Annotated in this window: 23 protein-coding genes; 5 read left to right on the forward strand and 18 right to left on the reverse strand. The window is 69.7% G+C overall.

Translation table 11 applies throughout. The annotated features are described in order from the left end of the window. Positions 1 to 58 precede the first annotated feature (58 nt). Positions 59 to 1,282, forward strand: coding sequence for an MFS transporter (locus tag WG902_RS04730; RefSeq protein ID WP_340058779.1), 1,224 nt, complete (start codon positions 59 to 61; stop codon positions 1,280 to 1,282). A 143-nt stretch (positions 1,283 to 1,425) separates the two neighbouring features. Continuing rightward, positions 1,426 to 2,148 (forward strand): phosphoserine phosphatase SerB, encoded by a 723-nt coding sequence (gene serB / locus WG902_RS04735; RefSeq protein ID WP_340058780.1) that lies wholly within the window; start codon positions 1,426 to 1,428, stop codon positions 2,146 to 2,148. A gap of 36 nt (positions 2,149 to 2,184) precedes the next feature. Here the strand turns inward: serB and WG902_RS04740 are convergent, their stop codons facing one another. From WG902_RS04740 to WG902_RS04750, 3 genes are read right to left on the reverse strand one after another with little or no spacing between them, the layout of a single operon-like run. Then, a complete protein-coding gene (locus WG902_RS04740) occupies positions 2,185 to 4,905 on the reverse strand; it encodes a sensor histidine kinase (protein ID WP_340058782.1) in 2,721 nt (906 codons plus the stop codon). Further along, on the reverse strand, positions 4,905 to 6,458 hold the full coding sequence (locus WG902_RS04745; RefSeq protein ID WP_340058783.1) for an alkaline phosphatase D family protein: 1,554 nt from the start codon (positions 6,456 to 6,458) through the stop codon (positions 4,905 to 4,907). Before WG902_RS04745 ends, WG902_RS04740 begins: the two co-directional genes overlap by 1 nt. 16 nt (positions 6,459 to 6,474) lie before the next feature. After that, positions 6,475 to 7,734, reverse strand: a complete 1,260-nt coding sequence (locus WG902_RS04750) for an MFS transporter (RefSeq protein WP_340058784.1) — start codon at positions 7,732 to 7,734, stop codon at positions 6,475 to 6,477. A gap of 211 nt (positions 7,735 to 7,945) precedes the next feature. On the opposite strand from WG902_RS04750, the gene WG902_RS04755 reads away from it, so the two are divergent. After that, a complete protein-coding gene (locus WG902_RS04755; RefSeq protein ID WP_340058785.1) occupies positions 7,946 to 8,575 on the forward strand; it encodes a CDP-alcohol phosphatidyltransferase family protein in 630 nt (209 codons plus the stop codon). Positions 8,576 to 8,588: 13 nt separating this feature from the next. Here the strand turns inward: WG902_RS04755 and WG902_RS04760 are convergent, their stop codons facing one another. The 7 genes from WG902_RS04760 to WG902_RS04790 are packed head-to-tail and all read right to left on the reverse strand — an operon-like array spanning position 8,589 to position 12,229. Continuing rightward, positions 8,589 to 8,846 carry a DUF5985 family protein gene (locus tag WG902_RS04760; protein ID WP_340058786.1) on the reverse strand — a complete coding sequence of 86 codons (258 nt, stop codon included), beginning with the start codon at positions 8,844 to 8,846 and terminating at the stop codon, positions 8,589 to 8,591. Between the two features lie 2 nt (positions 8,847 to 8,848). Then, complete coding sequence (locus WG902_RS04765; protein WP_340058787.1) at positions 8,849 to 9,109, reverse strand: DUF5985 family protein; 261 nt, start codon at positions 9,107 to 9,109, stop codon at positions 8,849 to 8,851. Positions 9,110 to 9,111: 2 nt separating this feature from the next. Next, the gene (locus WG902_RS04770; RefSeq protein WP_340058788.1) at positions 9,112 to 9,495 is read right to left on the reverse strand and encodes a hypothetical protein; all 384 of its coding nucleotides are present in this window, start codon (positions 9,493 to 9,495) and stop codon (positions 9,112 to 9,114) included. A 6-nt stretch (positions 9,496 to 9,501) separates the two neighbouring features. Continuing rightward, positions 9,502 to 10,164 carry a hypothetical protein gene (locus tag WG902_RS04775; RefSeq protein WP_340058789.1) on the reverse strand — a complete coding sequence of 221 codons (663 nt, stop codon included), beginning with the start codon at positions 10,162 to 10,164 and terminating at the stop codon, positions 9,502 to 9,504. Between the two features lie 14 nt (positions 10,165 to 10,178). After that, the gene (locus tag WG902_RS04780) at positions 10,179 to 10,790 is read right to left on the reverse strand and encodes an FHA domain-containing protein (RefSeq protein WP_340058790.1); all 612 of its coding nucleotides are present in this window, start codon (positions 10,788 to 10,790) and stop codon (positions 10,179 to 10,181) included. Between the two features lie 58 nt (positions 10,791 to 10,848). Beyond that, on the reverse strand, positions 10,849 to 11,316 hold the full coding sequence (locus WG902_RS04785) for a DUF2721 domain-containing protein (RefSeq protein WP_340058791.1): 468 nt from the start codon (positions 11,314 to 11,316) through the stop codon (positions 10,849 to 10,851). Between the two features lie 10 nt (positions 11,317 to 11,326). Continuing rightward, on the reverse strand, positions 11,327 to 12,229 hold the full coding sequence (locus tag WG902_RS04790) for a hypothetical protein (protein ID WP_340058792.1): 903 nt from the start codon (positions 12,227 to 12,229) through the stop codon (positions 11,327 to 11,329). Between the two features lie 61 nt (positions 12,230 to 12,290). On the opposite strand from WG902_RS04790, the gene WG902_RS04795 reads away from it, so the two are divergent. Beyond that, positions 12,291 to 13,568 (forward strand): YbfB/YjiJ family MFS transporter, encoded by a 1,278-nt coding sequence (locus tag WG902_RS04795; RefSeq protein ID WP_340058793.1) that lies wholly within the window; start codon positions 12,291 to 12,293, stop codon positions 13,566 to 13,568. On the opposite strand, the gene WG902_RS04800 is transcribed toward WG902_RS04795, so the two are convergent. The 6 genes from WG902_RS04800 to WG902_RS04825 all read right to left on the reverse strand — a co-directional run bounded on the left by WG902_RS04800 (position 13,528) and on the right by WG902_RS04825 (position 18,516). After that, on the reverse strand, positions 13,528 to 14,289 hold the full coding sequence (locus WG902_RS04800; protein WP_340058795.1) for a M23 family metallopeptidase: 762 nt from the start codon (positions 14,287 to 14,289) through the stop codon (positions 13,528 to 13,530). The genes WG902_RS04795 and WG902_RS04800 overlap by 41 nt on opposite strands. After that, positions 14,289 to 14,684 (reverse strand): hypothetical protein, encoded by a 396-nt coding sequence (locus tag WG902_RS04805; RefSeq protein ID WP_340058796.1) that lies wholly within the window; start codon positions 14,682 to 14,684, stop codon positions 14,289 to 14,291. Before WG902_RS04805 ends, WG902_RS04800 begins: the two co-directional genes overlap by 1 nt. Continuing rightward, entirely contained in the window at positions 14,681 to 15,751 is a 1,071-nt protein-coding gene (locus WG902_RS04810; protein WP_340058797.1) for a L,D-transpeptidase family protein, read from the reverse strand. Before WG902_RS04810 ends, WG902_RS04805 begins: the two co-directional genes overlap by 4 nt. Positions 15,752 to 16,083: 332 nt before the next feature. Next, entirely contained in the window at positions 16,084 to 16,869 is a 786-nt protein-coding gene (locus WG902_RS04815) for a 2-keto-4-pentenoate hydratase (RefSeq protein ID WP_340058798.1), read from the reverse strand. 11 nt (positions 16,870 to 16,880) lie between these two features. Further along, positions 16,881 to 17,522: a glutathione S-transferase family protein gene (locus tag WG902_RS04820; protein ID WP_340058799.1), complete on the reverse strand. Its 642-nt coding sequence runs from the start codon at positions 17,520 to 17,522 to the stop codon at positions 16,881 to 16,883. A gap of 13 nt (positions 17,523 to 17,535) precedes the next feature. Beyond that, complete coding sequence (locus WG902_RS04825) at positions 17,536 to 18,516, reverse strand: Bug family tripartite tricarboxylate transporter substrate binding protein (protein WP_340058800.1); 981 nt, start codon at positions 18,514 to 18,516, stop codon at positions 17,536 to 17,538. A gap of 108 nt (positions 18,517 to 18,624) precedes the next feature. On the opposite strand from WG902_RS04825, the gene WG902_RS04830 reads away from it, so the two are divergent. Beyond that, positions 18,625 to 19,230, forward strand: a complete 606-nt coding sequence (locus WG902_RS04830) for a 3'-5' exonuclease (protein ID WP_340058801.1) — start codon at positions 18,625 to 18,627, stop codon at positions 19,228 to 19,230. Between the two features lie 37 nt (positions 19,231 to 19,267). Here WG902_RS04830 and WG902_RS04835 read toward each other — a convergent pair whose 3' ends face one another. Together WG902_RS04835 and WG902_RS04840 are read right to left on the reverse strand one after the other, a co-directional pair. After that, positions 19,268 to 21,301 carry a penicillin-binding protein 1A gene (locus WG902_RS04835; protein ID WP_340058802.1) on the reverse strand — a complete coding sequence of 678 codons (2,034 nt, stop codon included), beginning with the start codon at positions 21,299 to 21,301 and terminating at the stop codon, positions 19,268 to 19,270. A gap of 19 nt (positions 21,302 to 21,320) precedes the next feature. Then, on the reverse strand, positions 21,321 to 21,677 hold the full coding sequence (locus WG902_RS04840; protein WP_340058803.1) for a translation initiation factor Sui1: 357 nt from the start codon (positions 21,675 to 21,677) through the stop codon (positions 21,321 to 21,323). Between the last annotated feature and the right edge of the window lie 73 nt (positions 21,678 to 21,750).

Below are 21,750 nucleotides of genomic sequence, written 5' to 3' on the forward strand. Positions count from 1 at the left end.
GATGTCGATCCGGCCCCGCCTCGTTCGTCGTCAGTTCATGCACTGACCAAGGATCGCCATGCCTGCCTCGTCCCCTTCCCTCCCCACGCTCGACCGCAACTGGGCGCTGGTCGCCGCCGGCGCCCTGATGACCTGCGTGGCCATCGGCGTGGTGTTCTCGCTGGCCGTGTTCCTGGAGCCGATGGGAACGGACACGGGCTGGTCGCGCGCCGGCATTTCGGCGGCGATGACCCTGGCCTTCCTGGCCATGGGCTTCTCCGGCTTCGGCTGGGGCGCATGGAGCGATCGCCACGGCCCGCGCCGCGTGGTGCTGGCGGGCGTCGTGTTGCTGGGGCTGGCGAGCGTGCTGGCCAGTCGGACAGCGACGCTGCTGCAGTTCCAGGCGACCTTCGGCATCCTCATCGGTGTGGCCGCCGGCGCCTTCTTCGCGCCGATCATTTCGGCCACCAGCGTCTCGTTCGAAAAGCGGCGCGGGCTGGCCATCGCGCTGGTGAGCGCCGGCATGGGCGTCGCGCCGATGACCATCGCACCCCTGGCCGGCTGGCTCGTCACGCTGTACGGCTGGCGCACCACGATGCTGGGCATCGGCATCGGCACCTGGCTGCTCCTGCTGCCCTTCGTGCACTTCATCCGCGCGGTGCCGATGGCGGCTGCAGCGGCGCGGGGACCCACGGCCCCGACGCAAGGCATGCCGGCGCGTGACGCGCTGCGCTCGCCGGCCTTCCTGGTGCTGGGCGGCGCCTTCTTCGCCTGCTGCGCCGCGCACTCGGGCCCCATCTTCCACACCGTCAGCTATGCCATCGGCTGCGGCCTGCCGGTGGTGGCTGCCGTCACCATCTACAGCATGGAAGGCCTGGCGGGTCTCGGCGGCCGCTTGCTGTTCGGCATCTCCGCGGACAAGTGGGGCGCCAAGCCGGTGCTGGTGGTCGGCCTGCTGGTGCAGGCGTTCGCCGCGGTGGCGTACCTCGCCGTCAACCAGCTGGGCGGCTTCTACGCGGTGGCGATCATCTTCGGGGCCGCATACGGCGGCACCATGCCGCTCTACGCCGCCTTGGCGCGCGATGCCTTCGACGCTCGCATCCAGGGCACCGTTCTCGGCGCCGCCACCTTGCTGTCCAGCCTGGGCATGGCGCTCGGCCCGTTCATCGGCGGCTGGCTGTACGACCGCTTCGGCAGCTATGCGTGGCTGTACATCGGGTCGATGGTGGTGGGTCTCGCCGCAGCCGGGATCGCGATGATGTTTCCCCGGCCTTCGGTGGTTGCCAGGATGCAGATGGCGTAATGCACCGGGCCTGGGTGGGGCAGCCCGTCCCGGTCCGGGTTCACGACGGGCCTGCGGAAGCCCTGGTTTCCCGCCTCCGCGGGAATGACGGGAAACGCGGGGATGACGGTTCCTGGACCGCGTCGATGACGGAGAATCCAGCCATGGCTTCCCAAGAATACGCACCCGGCCTCCAGATCCAGGGCTTCACGCCGCCGCTGAAACTGGCCGACTTCAAGCTCATCGCCTTCGACATGGACTCCACGCTGATCAACATCGAATCCGTCGATGAAATCGCGGATGCCGTGGGCATGAAGGAGCAGGTGGCCGCCATCACCGAGGCGGCCATGCGCGGCGAGATCGCCGACTACAAGGAAAGCCTGCGCCGCCGCGTCGGGCTGCTCGAAGGGGTGACGGTCGCCGACATGGAGCGGGTCTACACCGAGCGCCTGCAACTCAACCCCGGCGCCGAGACGCTCGTGCGGGCCTGCAAGGCCGCGGGAATGAAGGTGCTGCTGGTCTCCGGCGGCTTCACTTTCTTCACCGACCGGATCCGCGACCGGCTGGGCATCGACTACACGCGCTCGAACGTGCTGGAGATCCGATCCGGCCCCAACTGCGGGGAGTTGACGGGCCGGATGGTGGACCAGCCCTGGGGCGACATCTGCGATGGCGAGGAAAAACGCAAGATGCTGCTGGAGACCTGCGCCCGGCTGGGGATCTCGCCGAAGCAGGCCGTCGCCATGGGTGACGGCGCGAACGACCTGCCGATGATGGGCGCAGCGGGCCTGTCCGTCGCCTATCACGCCAAGCCGAAGGTGCGCGAGCAGGCGATGGTGGCCATCAACTCGGGCGGTCTGGATCGACTGCTGGAAGTGATGGTGTGACACCACCGCGCCGGGGTCGGCATGGCCGAACCCGGCCTACGAGGATGCCGGTATCGTGACGGTGAAGGTCGTGCCGGCACCCAGCCGGCTTGCCACGGCGATGGTGCCCCGGTGCACCTCCACGGCGTTCTTGACGATCGCCAGCCCCAGCCCCGTGCCCTGGATCGCGCCGACGTTGCTGGCCCGATGGAACGACTCGTACAGGTGGCCGATCTCGTCGGGCGGGATGCCGATGCCCTGGTCCGCCACGCGGAACACGGTGGCGCCCTCTTCCCGGCGCACGTCGAACACCACCCGGCCGCCTTGCGGCGAATACTTGATCGCGTTCGACAGCAGGTTGCCGAAGATGTGCCGCAGCAGCTTCTCGTCGTAGAGCCCCGGCGCGACGTCGGACGCCACGTCGCACACCACCTCGCTGGCGGCCTCCGCGTGTTGCTGCCGTGCCTCCTGCACCAGCTGCGGGCACAGCGTGCGCAAGTCCACCTGCGCCGGCTGGAAGTCGAGCATCTGCGCATCGACGCGCCCGAGCAGCAGCACGCGGTCCAGCATGCGCGACATCCGCTGGACGCCGGCGGCGATGCTGTCCAGCGTCTCGCGCCGCTCTTCCGGCGGCAACCGGTCGCCGTAGTGCCGCAACAATTCCTCGGCGGACAGGATGGCGGCCAGCGGCGTGCGGAATTCGTGGCTCGTCATCGCGACGAAGCGGGAGCGCAGCGTGTTCAATGCCTTCTGCTGCTCCAGCGCCTCGCGCATTTCGGCCTCCGACTTCTTGCGGTCGGTGATGTCGAGGAAGGTCCAGATCACGCCGGAGTCCGGGTCGTGGGGCCGCACGCAGCTGCCGCCCATCTGCACCCAGAACAATTCGCCGTCGCGGCGCTTGAGCTGCATCTCGCAGGTGTACGAGCCGCTGTCGATCAGCGCCTGGCGCGCCTGCGCGCCAAAACGCTCCCAGCTCTCGGTGTCCGGGTGCAGGTACTCGGAGCCCTGGCCGGTGAGCACCTCGCGCGGATATCCCAGCATCCGGGCGAACTTCTCGTTGACCCACTCGTGCCGGCGGCGCACCGACAGCACGATGCCGACCACCGCGTTGTTCAGGATCGCCTCGCGCTCGGACATCGTGTGCTGCAGCCGCTCCTCCAGGTCCTTGCGGCGCGTCACGTCGCGGATCACCCAGACCGTGCCCTGGTTCAGCACGTCACCGCCGACGGCCTTGCCGGAAAGCTGGATCCACAGGCGGGTGCCGTCCAGGCGCTGCACCGGCAGCTCCCGTTCGTACACTTCGCCCCGCGCGGTCGCTGCGGCGACTTCGCCGCCCACCTCCAGGTATTGCTGCCGCGACAGGTAGAACGGCTCCATCGTGGTGATGGGTTTTCCCTGCGAACCGAACATCTCCATCATCGCCCGATTGGCCCAGCGCAGGCGCCCTTCCGGCGACAGGAAGCAGATGCCGACGATGGAGTTCTCCAGCACGATCTCGCGCTCTTCCAGCACGGTGCGCAGTTGCTCCTGCGAAGCGGACAGCGCCTCCACCATGGCGTGTTCGGCTGCCAGGCGCACCTGCGACTGCTCCTTGAAGCGGCGCGCCACGTTGATGCGATCGGCCAGGGCAAACGACAGCAGCACCATTTCCAGCGCGGACCCGACCAGCAGCGAGTTGGAGGTGAAGGCGTTCGACGGCAGCAGCCCCGTGTTGTGCAGGAACAGGGTGAGCGCGCCCACCAGCAGCAAGGCCCAGGCCGCCAGGTAGTGCCGCGCGCCGCCGTGGCCACGGCGCAGGGCCAGCACGCCGGACATCACGAGCGCGGCGACGGTGACCGGTGCCAGCACCGTGACCAGCCACGTCGACACCACGTACGGCAACGCCACGCCGGTCGCCGCGGCCACCGCCCAGAGGACCGCCAGCGTGAGCAGCACGCGGTCGGTGCGCGGCATGCCGTGCGTGCTGTCCAGGAATCGCCGCGCGAAGAACAGGCCGAAGACCGCTGCCAGGCACAGGCCCACCGGCGGCGCCACGCTGTTCCACCAGATCTGGCCCGGCCACACGAACTGGTAGCCCAGCCCGGTCAGCGCCGCCTGCGCCGTCGCCATGCCGGCGACGAACAGCACGTAGATCAGGTAAGCCGGGTCGCGCACCGACACATACAGCAGCAGGTTGTAGAGCAGCAGGCCGGCCAGCAGCCCGAAGTACAGGCTCAGCAGCGCGTAACTGGCCTGGTCGTTCTTCCACAGGGCGGCCGGGCGCCACAGCCGCAGCGGCACGGCAATGGTTCCTTGCGACGTGAGCCGCAGGTAGACGACGCTCGTCGTGCCCGCGGGCAGCGCCAGCGGCAGCACGTGGTTACGGTGCGCCACGGGGCGGCTGGCGAAGGGTTCCAGGTCGCCGGCGGTCTGGCGCGACCAGCCGCCGCCCGCAGCGGGCGCGTACAGCTCCAGGTGGTCCAGCGGGGGATAGGCCAGTTCGAGCAACCAGTTGGGGTCGGCGCCAGCAGCGGCATGCAGCTGGATGCGCAGCCAGACCGCCGACCGCGTGAGGCCGAAGTTGGCGGCGGGGCCATCGCTGCGCGCGGCCCGAAAGCGCGCCTGCTGCATCGGCTGCAACACTTCGTCCAGCGTCAGCCGCGCCGTCTCGTCTTCCAGGTAGGCCAGATGCGGCCCCAGGTCGTAGCTGTCCTGCGTCCCCAGCTGCAGCACCGGCTGCGCGGCCACGCCGCAGGCGCAGCACCATGCCAGGACCACGAGGGCGAGCGCGCGCCGCATCAGGCGCGTTCCACCACCGGCCGGCCGGCCTCCACCGCGAAGGCCGCCTCGGTGCGCACGGCCGTGTCGCGCCGGGTGACGTCGTCCAGCGTGCGCAGCCGCACCTGCAGCCGCCCGCGCGTGAAGTCGGCGATACCGTAGCCGCGCCGCTCGGCGTCGGCATGGACGAAGTGCGGGTTGTCGGCCATGCGCTGGCGCAGCTTGTCGGGCTCGAACGCGCGCGAAGTGATGCTGGTGCCGCAGAACTCCACGCCGACGCTGTCGCTCTCCGGCCGGTCGTAGTCGGCCTTGACCTGGCCCACCCAGTTCTCGTGGATGTCGCCGCCGAACAGCACCGGGTTGGCGGCGCGCTGTTGCTGCAGCGCCTGCACCAGGCGCCCGCGCGCGGCGGCATAACCGTCCCAGCCATCGTTCCAGAGCATCTTGCCCGGGCCGGGGCGGAAGTCGCGCTGGCCGAACAGGGTGCCTTGGCCCAGCACCGTCCATGCCGCGCCGCCGGCACCGAGTCGCATGTCCAACCATTGCTCCTGCGCGCCGCCCAACATCGTGCGGGAGGGATCGTTCCAGGACTCGCAGGTCCCGGGATCGCGCGTCACCGATCCGCGACCGGGCGGGCTGCAGGGCTGCGGATCGCGGAACTGGCGGCCATCCAGCAGCAGCAGTTGCGCCAGCGTGCCGAAACGCACTTCACCGTACAGCCGCAGCTCCGCGCCACCGGCCAGTCCCTGCAGCGCGCGCGTGAGCACGGAGGCGCGCAGCGGCATGTGCTCGTAATACGCCTGGTAGGCGGCGGCCCGCCGCGCCGGGAAATCGGGAGACGGTCCGCCGCCGCCCGCGTTGAGCGCGGCATAGTCGTTGGAGACTTCGTGGTCGTCCCAGGTGAACAGCCAGGGGCACGCCGCGTGCATCGCCTGCAAGTCGGCGTCCGATTTGTACAGGGCGTAGCGGTTGCGGTACTGCTGCAGCGTGAAGGTTTCCGGGCCGTCGGTGGCGCGCACGGAGCGTGCGGCGCCGGCGTATTCGTACATGTAGTCGCCCAGGAACAGCACGAAGTCCGGCGCGTCCTCGCGCATGTGGCGCCAGGCGGCGAAGAAGCCGTGCTCCCAGCGCTGGCAGGAAGCGTAGGCGATCCGGACGCGGGCCATCGCTGCATCCGGGCGTGGCAGCGTGCGCGTGCGGCCGACCGCGCTGGTCCACTCGCCGAACACGAACCGGTAGAAGTAGCCGGTGTCCGGCGCCAGCGCGGCGGTCTCCACGTGCACCGAGTGCGCCAGCTCCGGCAGCGCCTCGGCCTGCCCGCTGTGCAGCACGCGCGCAAACGCTTCGTCGTGCGCCAGCTCCCAGCGGACCGTCACGGGCTGGGCGGACAGCTCCGGCGCGACCAGCCGCGTCCACAGCACCACCGAATCCGCCAGCGGTGAGCCGCTGGCGACGCCCAGCGTGAAGGGGTTGTCGCGCGTGCGGACCTGGCTCCACGCACTGCGCGGCAGCCAGCCGGCGGCGGCCGTCGCTGCCGCCAGTTGCAGCAAGCGGCGGCGGTCGGTGACTTGCATGGCCGCCGACTATAGATCAGGCAGCCGCCCGCCTTCCCGCGGCGTAGCCGACGAAGAGGCCGAGCGAGTGCGCCCGCCACACCAGCGAGCCCACGATGGCCAGGTTCAGCAGGTTCCAGGCGATGCCGTTCAGGAAGGCGGCGCGGTACGAACCGGTCAGGTCGAACACCGCGCCCGACATCCACCCGCCCAGCGCCATGCCGAGCAGCGTGGCCATCAGGACCGTGCCGGTGCGCGCGCCGGCCTGCTGCGGCGGGAAGTACTCGCGCACGATCAGCGCGTAGGCCGGCACGATGCCGCCCTGGAACAACCCGAACATCCCCGACACCAGGTACAGCGACATGAGCCCGTCGGAGGGCAGGAACATCAGCAGCGCCACCCCCTGCAGCAGCGAGCCGAGCAGCAGCGTGCGCAGGCCGCCGATGCGGTCGGAGATCCATCCCGACACCAGCCGGCTCACCACGCCCATCCCGAGCATCAGCGACAGCATCTCCGCGCCGCGGGCCGCGCCGAAGCCGAGGTCACCACAGTAAGCGACGATGTGCACCTGCGGCATCGACATCGCCACGCAGCACGAGACACCGGCCACGCAGAGCAGCCCCAGCAGCACGTTCGGCGACAGGCCCAGCGGGCGCTCCGACACGGTGGATGGCGTGGCCGCCGTGGCCGGCGCGGCGGACTGCTGCGCCGGCGGCCGCCGCCGCAGGAACAGCGCCAGCGGCAGCATGCTGGCCACGCAGAAGATGCCCATGCCGACATAGGTCTGGCGCCAGCCCACCGTGTCGATGAAGTACTGCATCACCGGCGGCCACGCGGCGCCCGCCGTGTAGTTGCCGCTCATGCAGATCGCCAACGCGATGCCTCGGCGGCGGTCGAACCAGCGCGTGGTGTCGGCCACCAGCGGTGCGAAGGTGGCGGAGGTGCCGAGCAGCCCGACGAACAGTCCCTGCATCAGCCCGAACAGCACCGGCCCCGGCGCCAGTCCCGCGCCGATGAAACCGATGCCCAGCCCGACCGCGCCGATCATCACCGGCACCATGACGCCGAAGCGGTCGGACAGCCGCCCCATCACGATGCCACCGACGCCAAAGCCGATCATGGTCAACGTGTACGGCAGCGATGCAGCGCCGCGGTCGATGCCGAAGTCGCGCTGCATGTGCGGCAGCACCACGGTGACGGCGTACATGCCCGACCCGCCGATGGTCATGAGCAGCAGGGACATGGTGAGCCGCGCCCAGGCGTAAGGAGATTCGATGGCTTCGCGGCTGGCAGGCATGGGTCGATTGGACGCGATTGCGGCCGGGCTGGAAACCGGGGTTTCCACATGCCGGGGCGCGGCTGCGCGCGCGCATGGGCCGCAGGCCGGGTCGCGACGAAGACGCAACCCGGTGGGCCCGTAGTCGCCCGACTACATTCCGGGATGTCCCGCGACTACGGCCCGCCACCTAGCTGGTGCGTATCGTCGGGGCCACAACGAAGAGGCTTCCATGGAACGCAGCGCACCCCGTCATTTCTCGATGCTCCGGGAATTCCACCTGGCCGATTTCTTCACGCTGGGCAACGCGGCCTGCGGGGTGGGCGCCATCCTGCTGGCGATGACGTTCATGGCCAGCCGCGACATGTCGCACTTCATGGCCGCCGCTGCGCTGGCCCCCGCCGCCTTCATCTTCGACGTGCTGGACGGACGCATCGCCCGCGCCCGGCACCAGCACTCCGCGCTGGGCCGCGAGCTCGATTCGCTTTCCGACGTCATCTCCTTCGGCATGGCCCCGGCCGCGCTGGCCTTCGCCGCCGGCCTGCAAGGCGGCTGGGACGCCGCGGCCCTGGTGTACTTCGTCTGCTGCGGCGTCAGCCGTTTGGCGCGCTACAACGTGACGGCCGAACAGCTCGCAGGCAACGAGAGCGGCAAGGTGAAGTATTTCGAAGGCACGCCCATTCCGACCAGCGTGGTCCTCACCGGCATCCTGGCGGCTGCCGCCTGGCAGGGCGCCATGGGCGACCGCATCTGGGGCGGCGTGTACGACATCGGCCCCTGGAACTTCCATCCGCTGTCGCTGCTGTTCGTGCTGTCCGGCAGCCTGATGATCAGCAAAACGCTGCACATCCCGAAATTCTGAGCCGCGCCGCCTCCTAGCGACGGGGGCGGTTCTTCTGCCAGATCGCCAGCAGGATGAAGCCGTAGGAGACGACGCGCAGGCCGTAGATCAGCGGCGCGTCCTCCCCGGCGCCATCCACGATGCCCAGCGCGATGCGGTTGAACGATTCCAGCCAGAAAGACAGCGCGAACCACAGGAAGAAGCGGTCGCGCGTGCGCCGCCAGAAACGAAAGAAGAAGACGCCGACCAGCAGCCACCCCATGGCGACGGCGCCCGTGAGGATTTCATGCATGGTCAGTCCTCCTCCCAGATCAACCCGAACAGCAGCAGCAGCACGGCCACCAGCGCTGCAACGAGCCGGGGGTAGCCGAGATCCACCTCCACCGGGAACACCACGCGGTCCAGCACCAGCAGCACGTTGTTGACACTCAACGCGCCGAAACACAGCGCGCTCCAGAACAACAGCCGCGCGCCGCTGGCCCGCCAGCTTCGGAACAGCAACACGAAGCAGGTGATGGAGGTCACGGCGCACAGGCCATAGATCAGTGCTGCCACGGCTACTCCTTGTCCTTGCGGAAGCGGAAAGCGTCCGCGAACTGATGCGCGCGCCGCTCGAGCCGCGAGTGAATGAGGTTCGTGACGGTCATGAGGTGCGCCGTGTACACCGCGGCCAGCCGGTCGAGCAGCACCGCCAGCTCCGGCAACGGCGCGAAGCGCACCGAGGATCCGTCGGCGGCCGTCACCACGCCCGCCTGGCGCAGTTGGGCCAGCAGCTCGGCTGCGGTGCGCTCGGGCACGTACAGGCGTTGCGCCAGCAGCGAGTCCGTCCAGGCCTGCTGCGGCTCGGCGCGCAGCAGCAGCGCCGCCTCGAGGTAAGGCACGGACGGAATGCTGGTCAGGATGAACCGGCGCACGTCCGCCGGCAGTTCTGGGATCGCCACTTCGTCTCAGCCGCCCTTGCCGGAATCCTTGAACGGCTGGGTGGGCGCGAAGTCCCCGTGGCCGGGCAGGGGCGGCTTGCGCGCGGCATCGGCCAGTGCGGCGTCGCGGATGGCAAACAAGGCCTTGAGGTCCCGCTCGACATCTTCCTCGTTCTTGCGCTCTTCCTCGTCCGCGGCCGGATCATGGGTGGGCGCGAAGGACCGTGCGGTGTGCGCCTCCTTCAGCTCCGCCAGCGGCGCCGGCCCGCTGGCCGCGAAAGTCTTGGGGTCCGGGAGATCGTCGACCTTGAAGTCCTGGAACTCCCAGGCCAGGCTCATGAGCCAATCGCGGGCGCGCGGCTCGAAGCGGGCCAGTTCGCGCTCGAAGCTGGCCTGGAAGGGGAACACGTAGCCGAGCATCTGCTGGTGTGCGCTCTTCACGACGAAATTGACGTGCAGGCCGGGGCGGCCGCTGCGGCTGACCGTGGAAAGGACGCGACTTTCGATCCAGTCGGAGGGGATGCCGTGCTTGCGCATGGTGTCGCGCAGGATCACCTGCACCAGCTCGCGCCGCGGCGCGTTGCGTGACGGCTCGTCGCCGGAGGACGGCTCGCTTTCGTAGAAATGCGAACTGGCGGGCCCGCCCTGGTCCTTCTCCTTGCCCTTGAAAATCCGGTCGATCAGCCCCATTCGCGCATTGTGCTTCATTCCCTGAGCTGGAACCGCATGCGGGTGCCGGCCAGCTCGAGGATGTCGTGGTCCACCAGTTGCACGGGATCCTCGCCGACCGGGGTGGCGTTGAGCAGGGGGATCGTCTCGCCACCGAGCCGCGCCACGAAGTAGCCGCCACGCCGCTGCGCCACCGACACCACGGACACGCCGGGCTTGCCGAACGTGGTGACGGCCTTGACGATCGGGATCTCCAGGCCGCTGGACGTGCCGCTGACCACCATGAAGCTGGCCTGCAATTCGCGCGCGTCGATCTGCATGGCCGTGGTGCCGAAGAAGCTGCTGGGCTCCTCGCTCGCCTGCAGGTACTTGATGCGGTAGGGGCCGATGGCGATGACGTCGCCGTCCTGCAGCCTGGTGCGGTCCTTGATCATGCGGTCATTGACATAGGTGCCGTTGGTGCTGCCCAGGTCCTGCAGGAAAACGTCGGCCACGCCCACGATCTCGAACGCGCAGTGCTGGCCGCTGACGACCATGGTGTCCAGCACGATGTCGTTGCCGGCCTTGCGCCCCAGCGTCGTGCGTTCCTTTTTCAGGAACACGTGCTTGACCTCGACACCCTTGACGCTGGCGATCAGCTGCGGCATGTTGCACTCCAGCCCCCGACCGGGAGCCTCTCCATGCTAGCGCTGCGCGGGCTGCGCTTCAAGCGGGCGGACCAGCGGGTCGACTGCGCACGCGGAAATCCAGCAGGCGCGTGGCCAGGTACGTTTCCGCCAGGAAGCACAGAAGCGCCGCCAGGAAACACACCACGCCCGCGAGGAAGCTGGCCACTGCCCATCCGCTCACGGCGATGCCGCCGGTCTCGCCGAGGAACAGCAGGATGATGGTCAGTCCGATGAGGAAGGCGCACGTCGTGAGCAGGGCGATGCAGCCATTGGCCAGGCGACCGCGCCGGCGCAGCTGCTGCAGCTCCAGGCTGGCGCGCGCCAGCCAGTCCGGGTCGGTCGCGACGAGCGCGCGGTCCTCCACCAGGCGGGCGCGGTCGATGATGCGCCCCAGCCGGCCGGCCACGGCGGCGATCATCCCGGACACCGCCGTCAGCAGGAACACCGGCGCCACGGCCAGCTGGATGCCGTGGGTGATGGTCGCGCCGTCGATTGGAAAAGCCATTTGGGTGAGGCTAAGCCACCACGCTGGCGCCGGCCGCGCGCAGCCGCCCGAGCAGGTCGCCCCAGCGCTGGGTGTGTTCCCCATGCGGGGCGGTGCCCTCCTCCAGCACCGGCTGGAACTTCCAGCCGCGCACCTGCGCCGACTCGAACCAGCCGCGAACGCGCTGTCGCACGATCCAGACCGGCGTGCGCCAGGCGCCCCAGGGTTCGGCGGTGCGCGCCAGGTCCGGGCTGGGCTGGAGCGCGCCCTGCGCGTAACTGAGGAAGCCGTAGCGGCGGGGCGTGGAGGGCTGGCGCGGGCCGTCGTCGAAGGTCTCGAAGATGGTGGCGTCCTCCAGCGCCGCCGGCAGCAGCTCGCGGGCCACCAGGTGGTGGCCGGCATCGTGCGCCGAGCCGGTCTTGTGGTGCAGCACCGGCCGCAAATCGAAGCCGGTGAGCCCGCTGTCCCGCAAGGCCTGCGCGGCCTGCGCGCCCAGCACGTACTCGCCGGTCCATTCGTCCACGTGGCTGATGGCCGATTCGGCGACCGCCTTGGACAGGTAGATGCGCTGCGGCAGCCGCACCGACCACCGGCTCGACGTGGCATGCAGGCTGTCCTGGTGGTACGCCGCCATGGTGGCCTTCGAGTCCGCGCGGCTTTGCGGCACGCTCGAGCGCGCCACGGCCTCCACGTGCGAGGCCGATTGCAGTTCGGCCGGACTGCACTGCATGTCGCGCAGGAAGCTCACCGGCTCGCCCTCGGCCAGGTCCAGCAGCTTGCCCAGCACCGGCCCCCCGGCGTCGAAGAAGCGGGAGAACACATAGCCGACCGCGGGGTTGGGCTTGGCGCCGAGCGCCCGTGCGAGGGCGTCGTCGGCGGCCAGCCGGCGCGCCAGTCCGGGGCTGCAGGGTCGCAGCGCGAGGAGGAGTTTCATGGGGCGTGATCGTATCCGCACCGGCCAGGCGCCCTTCGCGCCATGCGAAACTGCGCGCCCCATGTCCGTTCCCTCCCCTTCCCCGCGACCGATCGCCATCGCGCTGGCCGGCCTCGTCGCACTGGCGGTCGCGATGGGCATCGGCCGCTTCGCCTTCACGCCCCTGTTGCCCCTGATGCTGGCCGAACGCTCCCTCACGCTGGCCGGCGCCAGCCTGCTGGCGAGCGCCAATTACCTCGGCTACCTGCTCGGCGCGCTGGCATGCACCTTCCAGCCCTGGCTGTGGCGCCGCTTCGGCTGGTCTGCGGTCGTGAACGGGCCGCGCCTCGTGCGCATCGGCCTCGCGGTCACGGCATTGCTCACGCTGGCCATGGCGGCGGACTGGACTGCGGCCTGGACGCTGTTGCGGTTCGCCGCCGGGGTGGCGAGCGCGGTGGTGTTCCTCTATACCTCCGGATGGTGCCTGGAGCAACTGGCACGCCGGGGCGTGCCATCCATGGGGGCCCTGATCTTCGTCGGGCCCGGCGCGGGCATCGTGGCGAGCGGGCTGGCGGCGACCGTGCTGGTGCAATGGGGCGCGCTGGCCGCGGTCGGCTGGTTCACTTTCGGCGTGCTGGCGGTGGTGTTGACGGCGTTGGTGTGGCGCGTGTTCCACGTGCGCAACGGGATCGCGGCGCCCGTCGCCGGCACCAGCGGCGTCGCAGCGGCGCCGCCGGCACTTCCGGCGGGCGGCATCGAGATGGGCCTGCTGGCCACCGCCTACGGGCTGGCGGGCATCGGCTACATCATCACCGCCACCTTCCTGCCCGTGATCGCGCGGCAGGCGCTGCCCGAGTCGCACTGGCTGGACTTGTTCTGGCCGCTGTTCGGGGCCGGCGTGATGGTCGGCGCGTTGGGCGCCTCACGCCTGCCGCCCAGTGGCGACATGCGCGTGCGCCTGGCGATCTGCTACGCCATGCAGGCGGCGGGCGTGTGCGCCGGCCTGGTGAGCCCGACGCTGGCCGGCTTCGCGATCGGCAGCCTGTTGCTCGGGCTGCCATTCACCGCCATCACCTTTTTCGGACTGCAGGAGGTGCGCCGCCTGCGCCCGCAACAGGCGACCAGCTTCATGGGGCTGCTGACGATGGTGTACGGGGCCGGGCAGATCGCCGGCCCACCGCTGGCGGCATGGCTGGTGGCCCGCAGTGCGACGCCGGCCGCCGGATTCAACCTGTCGCTGTGGATCGCAACGGCGCTGCTGGTGTTCGGCGCGCTGTTGTATCTGGCGCTGGCGCGGCGCTTCCCGATGCTGCGCGGCCTCAGCGGCCCGCGACCTGCTGCGCCGGCGCGGCGCGGCTGAGGGCCGGATAAGGATTGATCGGCTCGCCCTCCCACCACCTGGCGGGCGTGCCGAGCCGGAACACGGCGAAGTGCAGGTGCGGCGTCCCCCGGTCGGCGTTGCCGGTGCTGCCGACGTAGCCGATCACCTGCCCGCGCTTGACCTCGGCGCCTTCGCGCAAGCCATCGGCATAGCCTTGCAGGTGCGCGTAGTAGTAGGCGATGCGGCCCTGCGGGTCGAACTGGTACACCGTCAGTCCACCCGGCTTGCTGTTGAACAGCTTGACGACCTTGCCATCGTCCACCGCCACCACCGCGGTGCCCGCCGGCGCCAGGATGTCGATGCCCTCGTGCTTGCGGTTGCCACGGCTTTGCTGGTACTGGTCGGTCAGTGAAGCGGGAGCGATGCCCACCACGGGCACTTCCAGCGGCCGCTGCGCCAGCAGCTCGAAGCCTTGCGCATCGCCGCGATCGCCCACGGCCGGCAAAGCGCGCGCGGGCGGAGGCACCGCTGCCTGCGGCGCCGGGGTTGGCGCAGGTGCAGTTGCCTGCGGCGCCGGGACTGCCGGAGCAGGCGCCGCGATCACGGGCGCCGCAGGCGCGGATGCTGCACCGGGCGTCAGCACCGCGTTGTCCGGCAAGGATGCTCGCGGCGGTTCGACGTGGGTGACGGGCGCCTGCTTCCCGCAACCCTGCAGGCCGGCAGCCGCCAGCGCGATCACGACAGGCCAGCGCCAACGCATCACGGGGCCTTCGGCTTGATCGGGTTTTGCTCGAAAAAGAGCGCGAGCTCGGTCGGGGCTGCGACGCCGTCCGACGGCGCGGCAGTCACCTCACCGGGTTGCGCGCCCATGGCATTCGCCGCCGGAGCAGCCGGCGGGGTCGTGGCGGAGGCGTTCGCGTCCGCCGGGGCCTCCGCTTGTGCGGCCGGCGCCGGCGCTTCGCCCGCCTGGGCCGGCGTCGGCGTGGCATCGACGGGCGCGACGGGCTGCTGCGCAGGCGGCGCGGCTGGTTGCTCCGCCGCCGGCGCCGGCTGCGGCGCCGTGGCCTGTGTTGCCGGCGGCTTGACGTTGATGTCGCAACCTTGCAGGCCCAGCGCCGCCAGGGCGATCACGAGGGGAATTCGAATTGTTTTCATGACTGCACTTCCACGTTGATGCCCTTGTCGGTGATGCTGGACAAGCGCACGATGTCCCAGTTGGTCAGGCGCACGCAGCCGCTGCTTTCGGCGCGCGACATCTGCGACGGCTCGGCGGTGCCATGGATGCCCAGGTGCTGCTTGCTCAGCGACAGCCACATCACGCCGACCGGGCTGTTCGGACCTGGGGGCAACTTCACCTTCTTGTCGCTCTTCGGGTCGCGCAGGATCGCCGGGTTGTAGCTGAAGTCCGGATTCGGCGCCCGGGCGGCGATCTGCAGCACGCCTTCGGGCAACGGGAACTCCTTGCCGCCGATCGTCACGGGCATCGCCCCCATCACGCGGTTGTCGGCGCCCAGGATGTAGAGCATCTGCTCGCTCTTGTTGATGCGAAGCGAGACGGCCTTGGAATTCGTGGCGAACGCCCGGCCCACGTCGGTGACCACCAGGGACTGGCCGGCTTGCAGCGGGCGGCCCTTGTTGAGCGCGACGAGCAACGCCGGGCTCATGTGGAATCGCTCGCCCAGCGCTTCCTCGACGTTCTGGTAGCCCAGCGTGGCCAACTGCGACTGGGCCTCGGGGTCGTCCTTGGGGATGGAGACGTACGGCCCCGCGACGTCCTGCTCCGTCAGCACATAGGTCGCGAAGACCGGGGCCTGCTGGCCGAGGGCCTGCCACGTTGCTGCATCCAGCCTGCCCGTGGGAGGCAGTTCGCGAGCCGCCTGGAAAGCGACGATCGCCTTTTTCATGTTGGCGCCGAAGTTGCCGTCGATCTCGCCGACCGTGAACCAGGCGCGATCCAGCATGACCTGCGCGCGGATCACGGCTGTCCCCCTGGCGCCCTCGGCGAGTTCAGGGGTCAGGACGTCGGCGTTCAATTGCTGGATGTGCTGGACGGCGTCGGCGGGAAACGGCGTCGGCACGACGACCGCGGGCGCCGGCTTGCGATGCGCCTGCTTGGTCGCGGCCTTTTTCGGGTCGGGCGCCTGGGCGCCCGTCGGTGCTGCCGCAAACCCCAGCGGCAGGACCAGCGCGAGCGCGCGCAGGAGAACGGTTGTCTTGTACATGCAATGCTCCAGTGGATTGCCGTACCGTAGTGCTGCCGGCGGCGCTGCCGTGTAGTCGTGCGACGACGCCGGCAGTCGGCCACGGCTGGCTGCCCACTTGCCGAGGCATGGAGGATCCGGGAAGGTGAACGCAGAGTGCGCAGAGGTTACGCAGAGTGCGCAAAGTTACGGTTAGAGGACGCAGAGAACGCAGAGAGAAAAACGCAAGACCATTTCTGGTTTTTCCGTTTCGCTTTTTTTCCCCTCTTGTCCTTTCCCTGTCTTCCCTCTGCGTCCTCTGCGTAACCTTTGCGTCCTCTGCGTTCACGGACCGTCGCTCGCCACCACCCCCATCAGGTGAAACGCACGCGCAACGGCGTCAGCGGTGCGTCGAACACCGCGTGCCAATGTTCGCCGCGTCGCACCGGCCACGCGTCGGTCCAGGTGCCCGTGGTCACCACGTCGCCGGGCTGCAGGTCGGTGGCGCCCGGGCAGTCGCGCAGCGCCACCAGGAAATGGGCGAGCGCGTGCAGCGGCCCGTCGAGGACGTTGGCTCCGACGCCTTCGTCCTTGCGCGCGTCGCCGTTGAACAGCACGATGCGCGCCGCTTCGAGTTGCGCGTCGAACGCCGCCGCATCCCGCGGCAGCTGTTCCACCGGCACCTTGCGGCCGACCAGCAGGCGCGCGTGCAGGCCGCTGTCGGCCACCGTGTCGGCCGCGGTGAACTTCCAGTCCGGCATGTGCGACTGCACGATCTCGAAGCCCGGCGCGATCCATTCCACGCACCCCAGCAGGTCGTCGAGCGAGGCGCGCGCCGGCGGTGCCGCCTTCAGGCCGAACACGCATTCGGGCTCGATGCGCGGCTGGCAGGTGCCGGCCAAGGAAATCTCGCCCGCGCCGTCGCAGAACGACAGCGTGGTGTTCCACACGGTGCCCCAGATCGGCCCGAACACGCCGTAGCGTTCCCAGATCGTGCGGTTGGTGAAGCCGATCTTGTAGCCGCGCGGCTGCTCGCCGCGGCCCAGGCGCAACTGCCGCACGCTCAGCGCGCGTTCGTACGCTTGCGCCACGCCGACGCCGCAACCGGCGGGCCAGGGCGTCGCGTCGTCCAGGTGGCGCAGCAGCAGCTCGGGAGTCAAAGCGCTCGCTCCTACCGCACTTGCGCCGCCTTGCGGTCGGCGACCACCTTCTGCGCCGCCGGCCGCTCGCCGATCATCTTGACGTAGGGCTTGTAGTCGACACCCGCGGCGACCAGCAAGTCCTCGCCGTAGATCGCCTTGGTCGCCAGCCCCACCACCGGCAGGTCCGCGAAGGCGGCGCAATCCGCCATGGTGAAGGTGTCGCCGGCTACGAAGGGCGCGAACTTCGCCAGGCGCTGGAAGCCGGCGATCTTTTGCTCGACTTCGCGGCGGATGCGGGCCGAGTTGCTCTCCGACAGCGCCGGGGCGCCGAAGAACGCGGAGGGATAGAGCTGCCGCGCGGCCATCTCGAGGTGCCAGCCCACGACACTCGCCAGCTCGCGCACCTTGGCGGCCGCGTAGGGATCCGCGGGCAGCAGCGCCGGCGTCGGATGCATCGCCTCCAGGTACTCCAGGATCACCAGGCTCTCGCACAGGCTGCCGTGCTCGGTGGTGGCGAAGGGGATCTTGCCCATGGGCGAGGCCGCCAGCATTTCCGGCGTCTTGTCGCGAAAGGCGATCACGCGTTCCTCGAACGGAATGCCTTTTTCCAACAGGGCGAGCTTGACCTTGTTGTGGTAGTTGCTGATCGGGGAGCCGTGCAGGATGAACATGGTTGCCTTCTCCTCAATCGGCCTTGGCGCCGGATTCCTTGACGACCCTGGCCCACTTGGCCGTTTCGGCCTGCATCAGCGCCATCAGCGCATCCGGCGTGCCGGTGTTGATGTCCAGGCCGAGGGTGGCGAGCTTTTCCTTCACGTCGGGCATGGCCATCACCTTGAGCGTCTCCGCGTTGATGCGCATCTGCACGTCGCGCGGCATGCCGGGCGCGCCGAGCAGCGCGAACCACGACGTCGCCTCGAAGCCGGGCAGCCCCGACTCCGCGATGGTGGGGATGTTCGGCGCCGCCGGCGAACGCTGCGCGCTGGTCACGGCGATGGCCTTGAGCTCGCCGGACTTCACCAGCGGCAGCGACGACGGCATGTTGTCGAACATCATGTGCACGCGGCCACCCAGCACGTCGGGGATCGCCTGGGCACGGCCCTTGTAGGGAATGTGCTGCATCTTCACGCCGGCCAGCGTGTTGAACAGTTCGCCGGACAGGTGGATGGAGGTGCCGCTGCCGGAGGAGGCGAACGCCAGCGGCTGCTTCTTCGCCAGCTCGATCAGCTCCTTGACGTTGTTGGCCGGCACCGTCTTGTTGACCACCAGCAGGTTGGGCGTGGAGGCCAGGAAGGTGATCGGCGTGAAGTCCTTCAGGTTGTTGTACGGCATCTTGTCGTACAGCGACGCGTTGATGGCGTGGGTGCCGACCGTGCCGACCACCAGCGTGTAGCCGTCGCCGGGCGCCTTGGCGACGATGTCGGCGCCGATGTTGCCGCCGGCCCCGGGTTTGTTGTCCACCGTGACGGGCTGGCCGAGGCTGCCCCACTTCTCGGCCAGCACGCGCGCCAGCGTGTCGGGCGCGCCGCCCGGCGGGAAGGTGACCACGATGCGCACCGGCTTGGTCGGCCAGGCCGCGCCTTGCGCCTGGGCAGCCAGCGGGAGCGCCACCCCCAGCAGCAGGGCCGGCACGGCGGCGAGCAGGCGAACGCGGAAACGGGACATGGAAATTCTCCTGGAAGTCGTGGACTGCATTGGCATGCAAACATTCTCGAACGGCATCCCGGCGACCGCGCTAGGGGTTTGCTCGGGAGAAGGGCTATCCTCCCGCCCATGCAAGAACCCGTGCTGCCCGCCCCGGAAGAAATCGCGCTGCTGGAGCCGTTCGAGCGGCTCGGGCTCGACCGGATCGCGCTGGTGGGCGACGGCGCGCAGGCGGATCGCGCCGCCGACGTGCTGCTGGAGACCGACGTCTGGGGTTTCGACACCGAATCGAAGCCGACCTTCCAGGTCGGCGAAGCTTCCGAAGGGCCGCACGTGATCCAGCTCGCGACCCTCGAGCGCGCCTTCGTGTTCCAGCTGCACGATGCGCACTGCCGGGCCGTCGCCGGCGAGTTGCTGGCGCGCACCGGCGTGGTCAAGGCCGGCTTCGGGCTGCACGACGACAAGCGCCGCATCACGCACAAGCTGGGCGTGGAACCGAAGGACGTGCTGGACCTCGACACGGTGTTCCGCCAGCGCGGCTACCGGCGGCAGATGGGCACCAAGGCGGCAGTGGCCGTGCTGTTCGGCCGTCGTTACCTGAAGTCGAAGCGCGCCGCCACGTCCAACTGGGCGCAGCGGCAGCTTTCGGAATCGCAACTGCTCTATGCGGCCAACGATGCGTGGGCGGCACTGCGCGTGTACCACGCGCTCGGGCTGACCGCGCCGGCGCCCTGAGCACTTCCGGCGCCTTGCGCAGCAGCACGTCGCGGCGCTACTGGATGATCCGCAACAGCCGCCCCAGCAGGTCGTTGACCAGCTCGTGCACCGGATCCCGCCGCTGGATTTCCACGGGCTTCGGGCGCGGCCGCGGAATCTCGAATTCCGCGCGAGCGTCGATCGCGCGCAAGCGCAGCGCCTGCACGAAGAAGTCGCCCACGATCGGCAAGGCGCTGCGCGCGCCCTGCCCCCAGCTGTCGCCCATGGTCACGCGGTTGTCGTTGAAGCCCACCCAGGCGCCTGCCACCATCTCGGGATGCATCAGGATGAACCAGCCGTCGCTGTTGTCCTGGGTGGTGCCGGTCTTGCCGGCCACATCGGCCTGGATGCCGTAGCGCGTGCGGATGGCGGTGCCCGTGCCCTCGTCGATGACACCGCGCATCATGTCCACCAGCCTCAGCGCCTGCGGCTTGGGCATCGCCTCCACCGGCTTGCTCTGGGCGAACTGCACCAGCGTGCGGCCCGCGCGGTCTTCCACGGTCACGATCAGCTGCGGGTCGCCGAGATACCGGCCGCTGTTGGCCAGCGTGCCGTAGGCCGTCACCATCTCGCGCAGGGTCACCGGGCTGGTGCCCAGCGCCAGCGACGGCACGGCCTCCAGCTTGCTCTCGCGCACGCCGAGGTTGTACGCGAGGTCGGCCACGCGCTGGGCGCCGATGCGCTCCACCAGTTGCGCGGTGATGCTGTTGCGGGACTGGACCAGCCCGTCGCGCAGCGTCATCGGCTCGTGGGTGGGCGGCGTGGCGTCGCGCGGGCTCCACACGGCGCCGCCGCGATCGCGCAGCGACACCGGCTGGTCGATGAAGGCGTCGTCCGGCCCCAGGCCCTGCAGGAAAGCCGCGCCGTAGACGAAAGGCTTGAAAGTCGACCCCGGCTGGCGCCGCGCCTGGTTGACGTGGTCGAACTGCTCCTGCGCATAGTCGGGACTGCCCACCCAGGCTTTCACCTGCCCGCCGCGCGGATCGATCGCCAGGAAGCCGGCCTGCAGGACCGAACGCTCCTCGCCCTTTTTCCGGCCGCGGTCGGCGATGTCCTGCAACTGCTTGACCTGGCGCACGACGGCCTGGTTGGCCGCCTTCTGCAGGCGCGTGTCGATCGTCGTGCGCACCACGAGGCCGTCGGCGTGGATGTCGTAGTCCTCGCGGTCGGCCCATGCGATCAGCCACTTGCGCACCTGCTGCGCGACGTGGGGTGCGATGCCCACCGGCTCGGGCTGGCGCTCGAACTCCAGCCGCAGCGGCCGCGCCGCCAGCACCTTGGCACGGTCTGCCGGCAACTTGCCGTGCTTGACCATCTGCGCCAGCACCGTGTTGCGCCGGTCCTTGGCCCGATCGGGATTGAGCACCGGGTTGTAGTAGCTGGTGCCCTTCAACATGCCGATCAGCGTGGCGCTCTCCAGCACGTCCAGCTTGTCGGCCGTCTTGTCGAAATAGGTGCGCGCGGCCATCTCGATGCCGAACGCGTTGTAGAGGAAGGGAACGGTGTTGAGGTAGGTCTCCAGGATCTCGTCCTTGGAGTAGACGGCCTCGATCTTCAACGCCGTGATCGCCTCCTTGGCCTTGCGGTTCAGCGAGACCGCGCGGCCGATCTCCTCGGGATACAGGTTGCGCGCCAGCTGCTGCGTGATGGTGGAGCCACCTTGCCGATGGCCCTGCAGCGTGTTGAGCACCGCGGCGCCGGTGCGGCGGATGTCGATGCCGTGGTGCTGGTAGAAGCGGTGGTCCTCGGTGGCGATCAGGGCCTGCACGGCCGACGGCGCGATGCGCGCCAGCGGCACCCACTCCCGGTTCAGGCGCTTGAACTCGGCCAGCACGATGCCGTCGGCCGACATCACCACGGACGGGACTTCGGACCTGGCCTTGCGGATGTCGGAGATGCTGGGCGTGAACGGAATCAGCACGAGCACGTAGGCCAGCAGCAGCGCCGGCGGCACGAGCGCGCTGCGAACGGGATGGCGGCGCGCCAGTTCCCAGCCGCTGCGCAAGCGCTCGATGCTCCAGGCCCGGGCGCGGTGGAGGGCAGGTGTCATCCCGGGCATCTAACCACGGCTAGCCACCGGCGCGCTTGACCTTGTAACCGCGGTGCTGCAGCCATCCCATGACTTTTTCCACATGGTCGCCCTGCACTTCGACGACGCCGTCCTTGACGGTGCCGCCGCTGCCGCACGCGGCCTTGAGCTCCTTGCCCAGCGCGGCCAGCGCATCGGCGTCCACCGGCACGCCGCGCACCAGGGTGACGGCCTTGCCGCCGCGCCCCTTGGTTTCGCGCTGCACCCGCACGATGCCGTCGCCGGCAGGCACGGGCGCGGCCTTGCGGCAGGCGCACTGGGCCACGGGTCGCCGGCAGGCGGGGCACATGCGGCCCGCATCGGTGGAGTAGACGAGGCCGCCGCTGGTCGATCGCATCCGGCAATCTTATCGGGACGGCGCGGCGTGCCGACCGGCGGGGTATGCGGCCCGGGTGGCTCTGCATTAAGGT

It is taken from the genome of Ramlibacter sp. PS3R-8, assembly GCF_037572435.1.
GTDB lineage: Bacteria > Pseudomonadota > Gammaproteobacteria > Burkholderiales > Burkholderiaceae_C > Ramlibacter.

What these genes read in the sequence shown, in the direction of transcription:
- WG902_RS04730 (WP_340058779.1), top strand. Translation starts at nt 59, where the DNA reads ATGCCTGCCTCGTCCCCTTCCCTCCCCACGCTCGACCGCAACTGGGCG.
- serB (WP_340058780.1), top strand. Translation starts at nt 1,426, where the DNA reads ATGGCTTCCCAAGAATACGCACCCGGCCTCCAGATCCAGGGCTTCACG.
- WG902_RS04740 (WP_340058782.1), bottom strand. Translation starts at nt 4,905, where the DNA reads ATGCGGCGCGCGCTCGCCCTCGTGGTCCTGGCATGGTGCTGCGCCTGC.
- WG902_RS04745 (WP_340058783.1), bottom strand. Translation starts at nt 6,458, where the DNA reads ATGCAAGTCACCGACCGCCGCCGCTTGCTGCAACTGGCGGCAGCGACG.
- WG902_RS04750 (WP_340058784.1), bottom strand. Translation starts at nt 7,734, where the DNA reads ATGCCTGCCAGCCGCGAAGCCATCGAATCTCCTTACGCCTGGGCGCGG.
- WG902_RS04755 (WP_340058785.1), top strand. Translation starts at nt 7,946, where the DNA reads ATGGAACGCAGCGCACCCCGTCATTTCTCGATGCTCCGGGAATTCCAC.
- WG902_RS04760 (WP_340058786.1), bottom strand. Translation starts at nt 8,846, where the DNA reads ATGCATGAAATCCTCACGGGCGCCGTCGCCATGGGGTGGCTGCTGGTC.
- WG902_RS04775 (WP_340058789.1), bottom strand. Translation starts at nt 10,164, where the DNA reads ATGGGGCTGATCGACCGGATTTTCAAGGGCAAGGAGAAGGACCAGGGC.
- WG902_RS04780 (WP_340058790.1), bottom strand. Translation starts at nt 10,790, where the DNA reads ATGCCGCAGCTGATCGCCAGCGTCAAGGGTGTCGAGGTCAAGCACGTG.
- WG902_RS04785 (WP_340058791.1), bottom strand. Translation starts at nt 11,316, where the DNA reads ATGGCTTTTCCAATCGACGGCGCGACCATCACCCACGGCATCCAGCTG.
- WG902_RS04790 (WP_340058792.1), bottom strand. Translation starts at nt 12,229, where the DNA reads ATGAAACTCCTCCTCGCGCTGCGACCCTGCAGCCCCGGACTGGCGCGC.
- WG902_RS04795 (WP_340058793.1), top strand. Translation starts at nt 12,291, where the DNA reads ATGTCCGTTCCCTCCCCTTCCCCGCGACCGATCGCCATCGCGCTGGCC.
- WG902_RS04800 (WP_340058795.1), bottom strand. Translation starts at nt 14,289, where the DNA reads ATGCGTTGGCGCTGGCCTGTCGTGATCGCGCTGGCGGCTGCCGGCCTG.
- WG902_RS04805 (WP_340058796.1), bottom strand. Translation starts at nt 14,684, where the DNA reads ATGAAAACAATTCGAATTCCCCTCGTGATCGCCCTGGCGGCGCTGGGC.
- WG902_RS04810 (WP_340058797.1), bottom strand. Translation starts at nt 15,751, where the DNA reads ATGTACAAGACAACCGTTCTCCTGCGCGCGCTCGCGCTGGTCCTGCCG.
- WG902_RS04820 (WP_340058799.1), bottom strand. Translation starts at nt 17,522, where the DNA reads ATGTTCATCCTGCACGGCTCCCCGATCAGCAACTACCACAACAAGGTC.
- WG902_RS04825 (WP_340058800.1), bottom strand. Translation starts at nt 18,516, where the DNA reads ATGTCCCGTTTCCGCGTTCGCCTGCTCGCCGCCGTGCCGGCCCTGCTG.
- WG902_RS04830 (WP_340058801.1), top strand. Translation starts at nt 18,625, where the DNA reads ATGCAAGAACCCGTGCTGCCCGCCCCGGAAGAAATCGCGCTGCTGGAG.
- WG902_RS04835 (WP_340058802.1), bottom strand. Translation starts at nt 21,301, where the DNA reads ATGACACCTGCCCTCCACCGCGCCCGGGCCTGGAGCATCGAGCGCTTG.
- WG902_RS04840 (WP_340058803.1), bottom strand. Translation starts at nt 21,677, where the DNA reads ATGCGATCGACCAGCGGCGGCCTCGTCTACTCCACCGATGCGGGCCGC.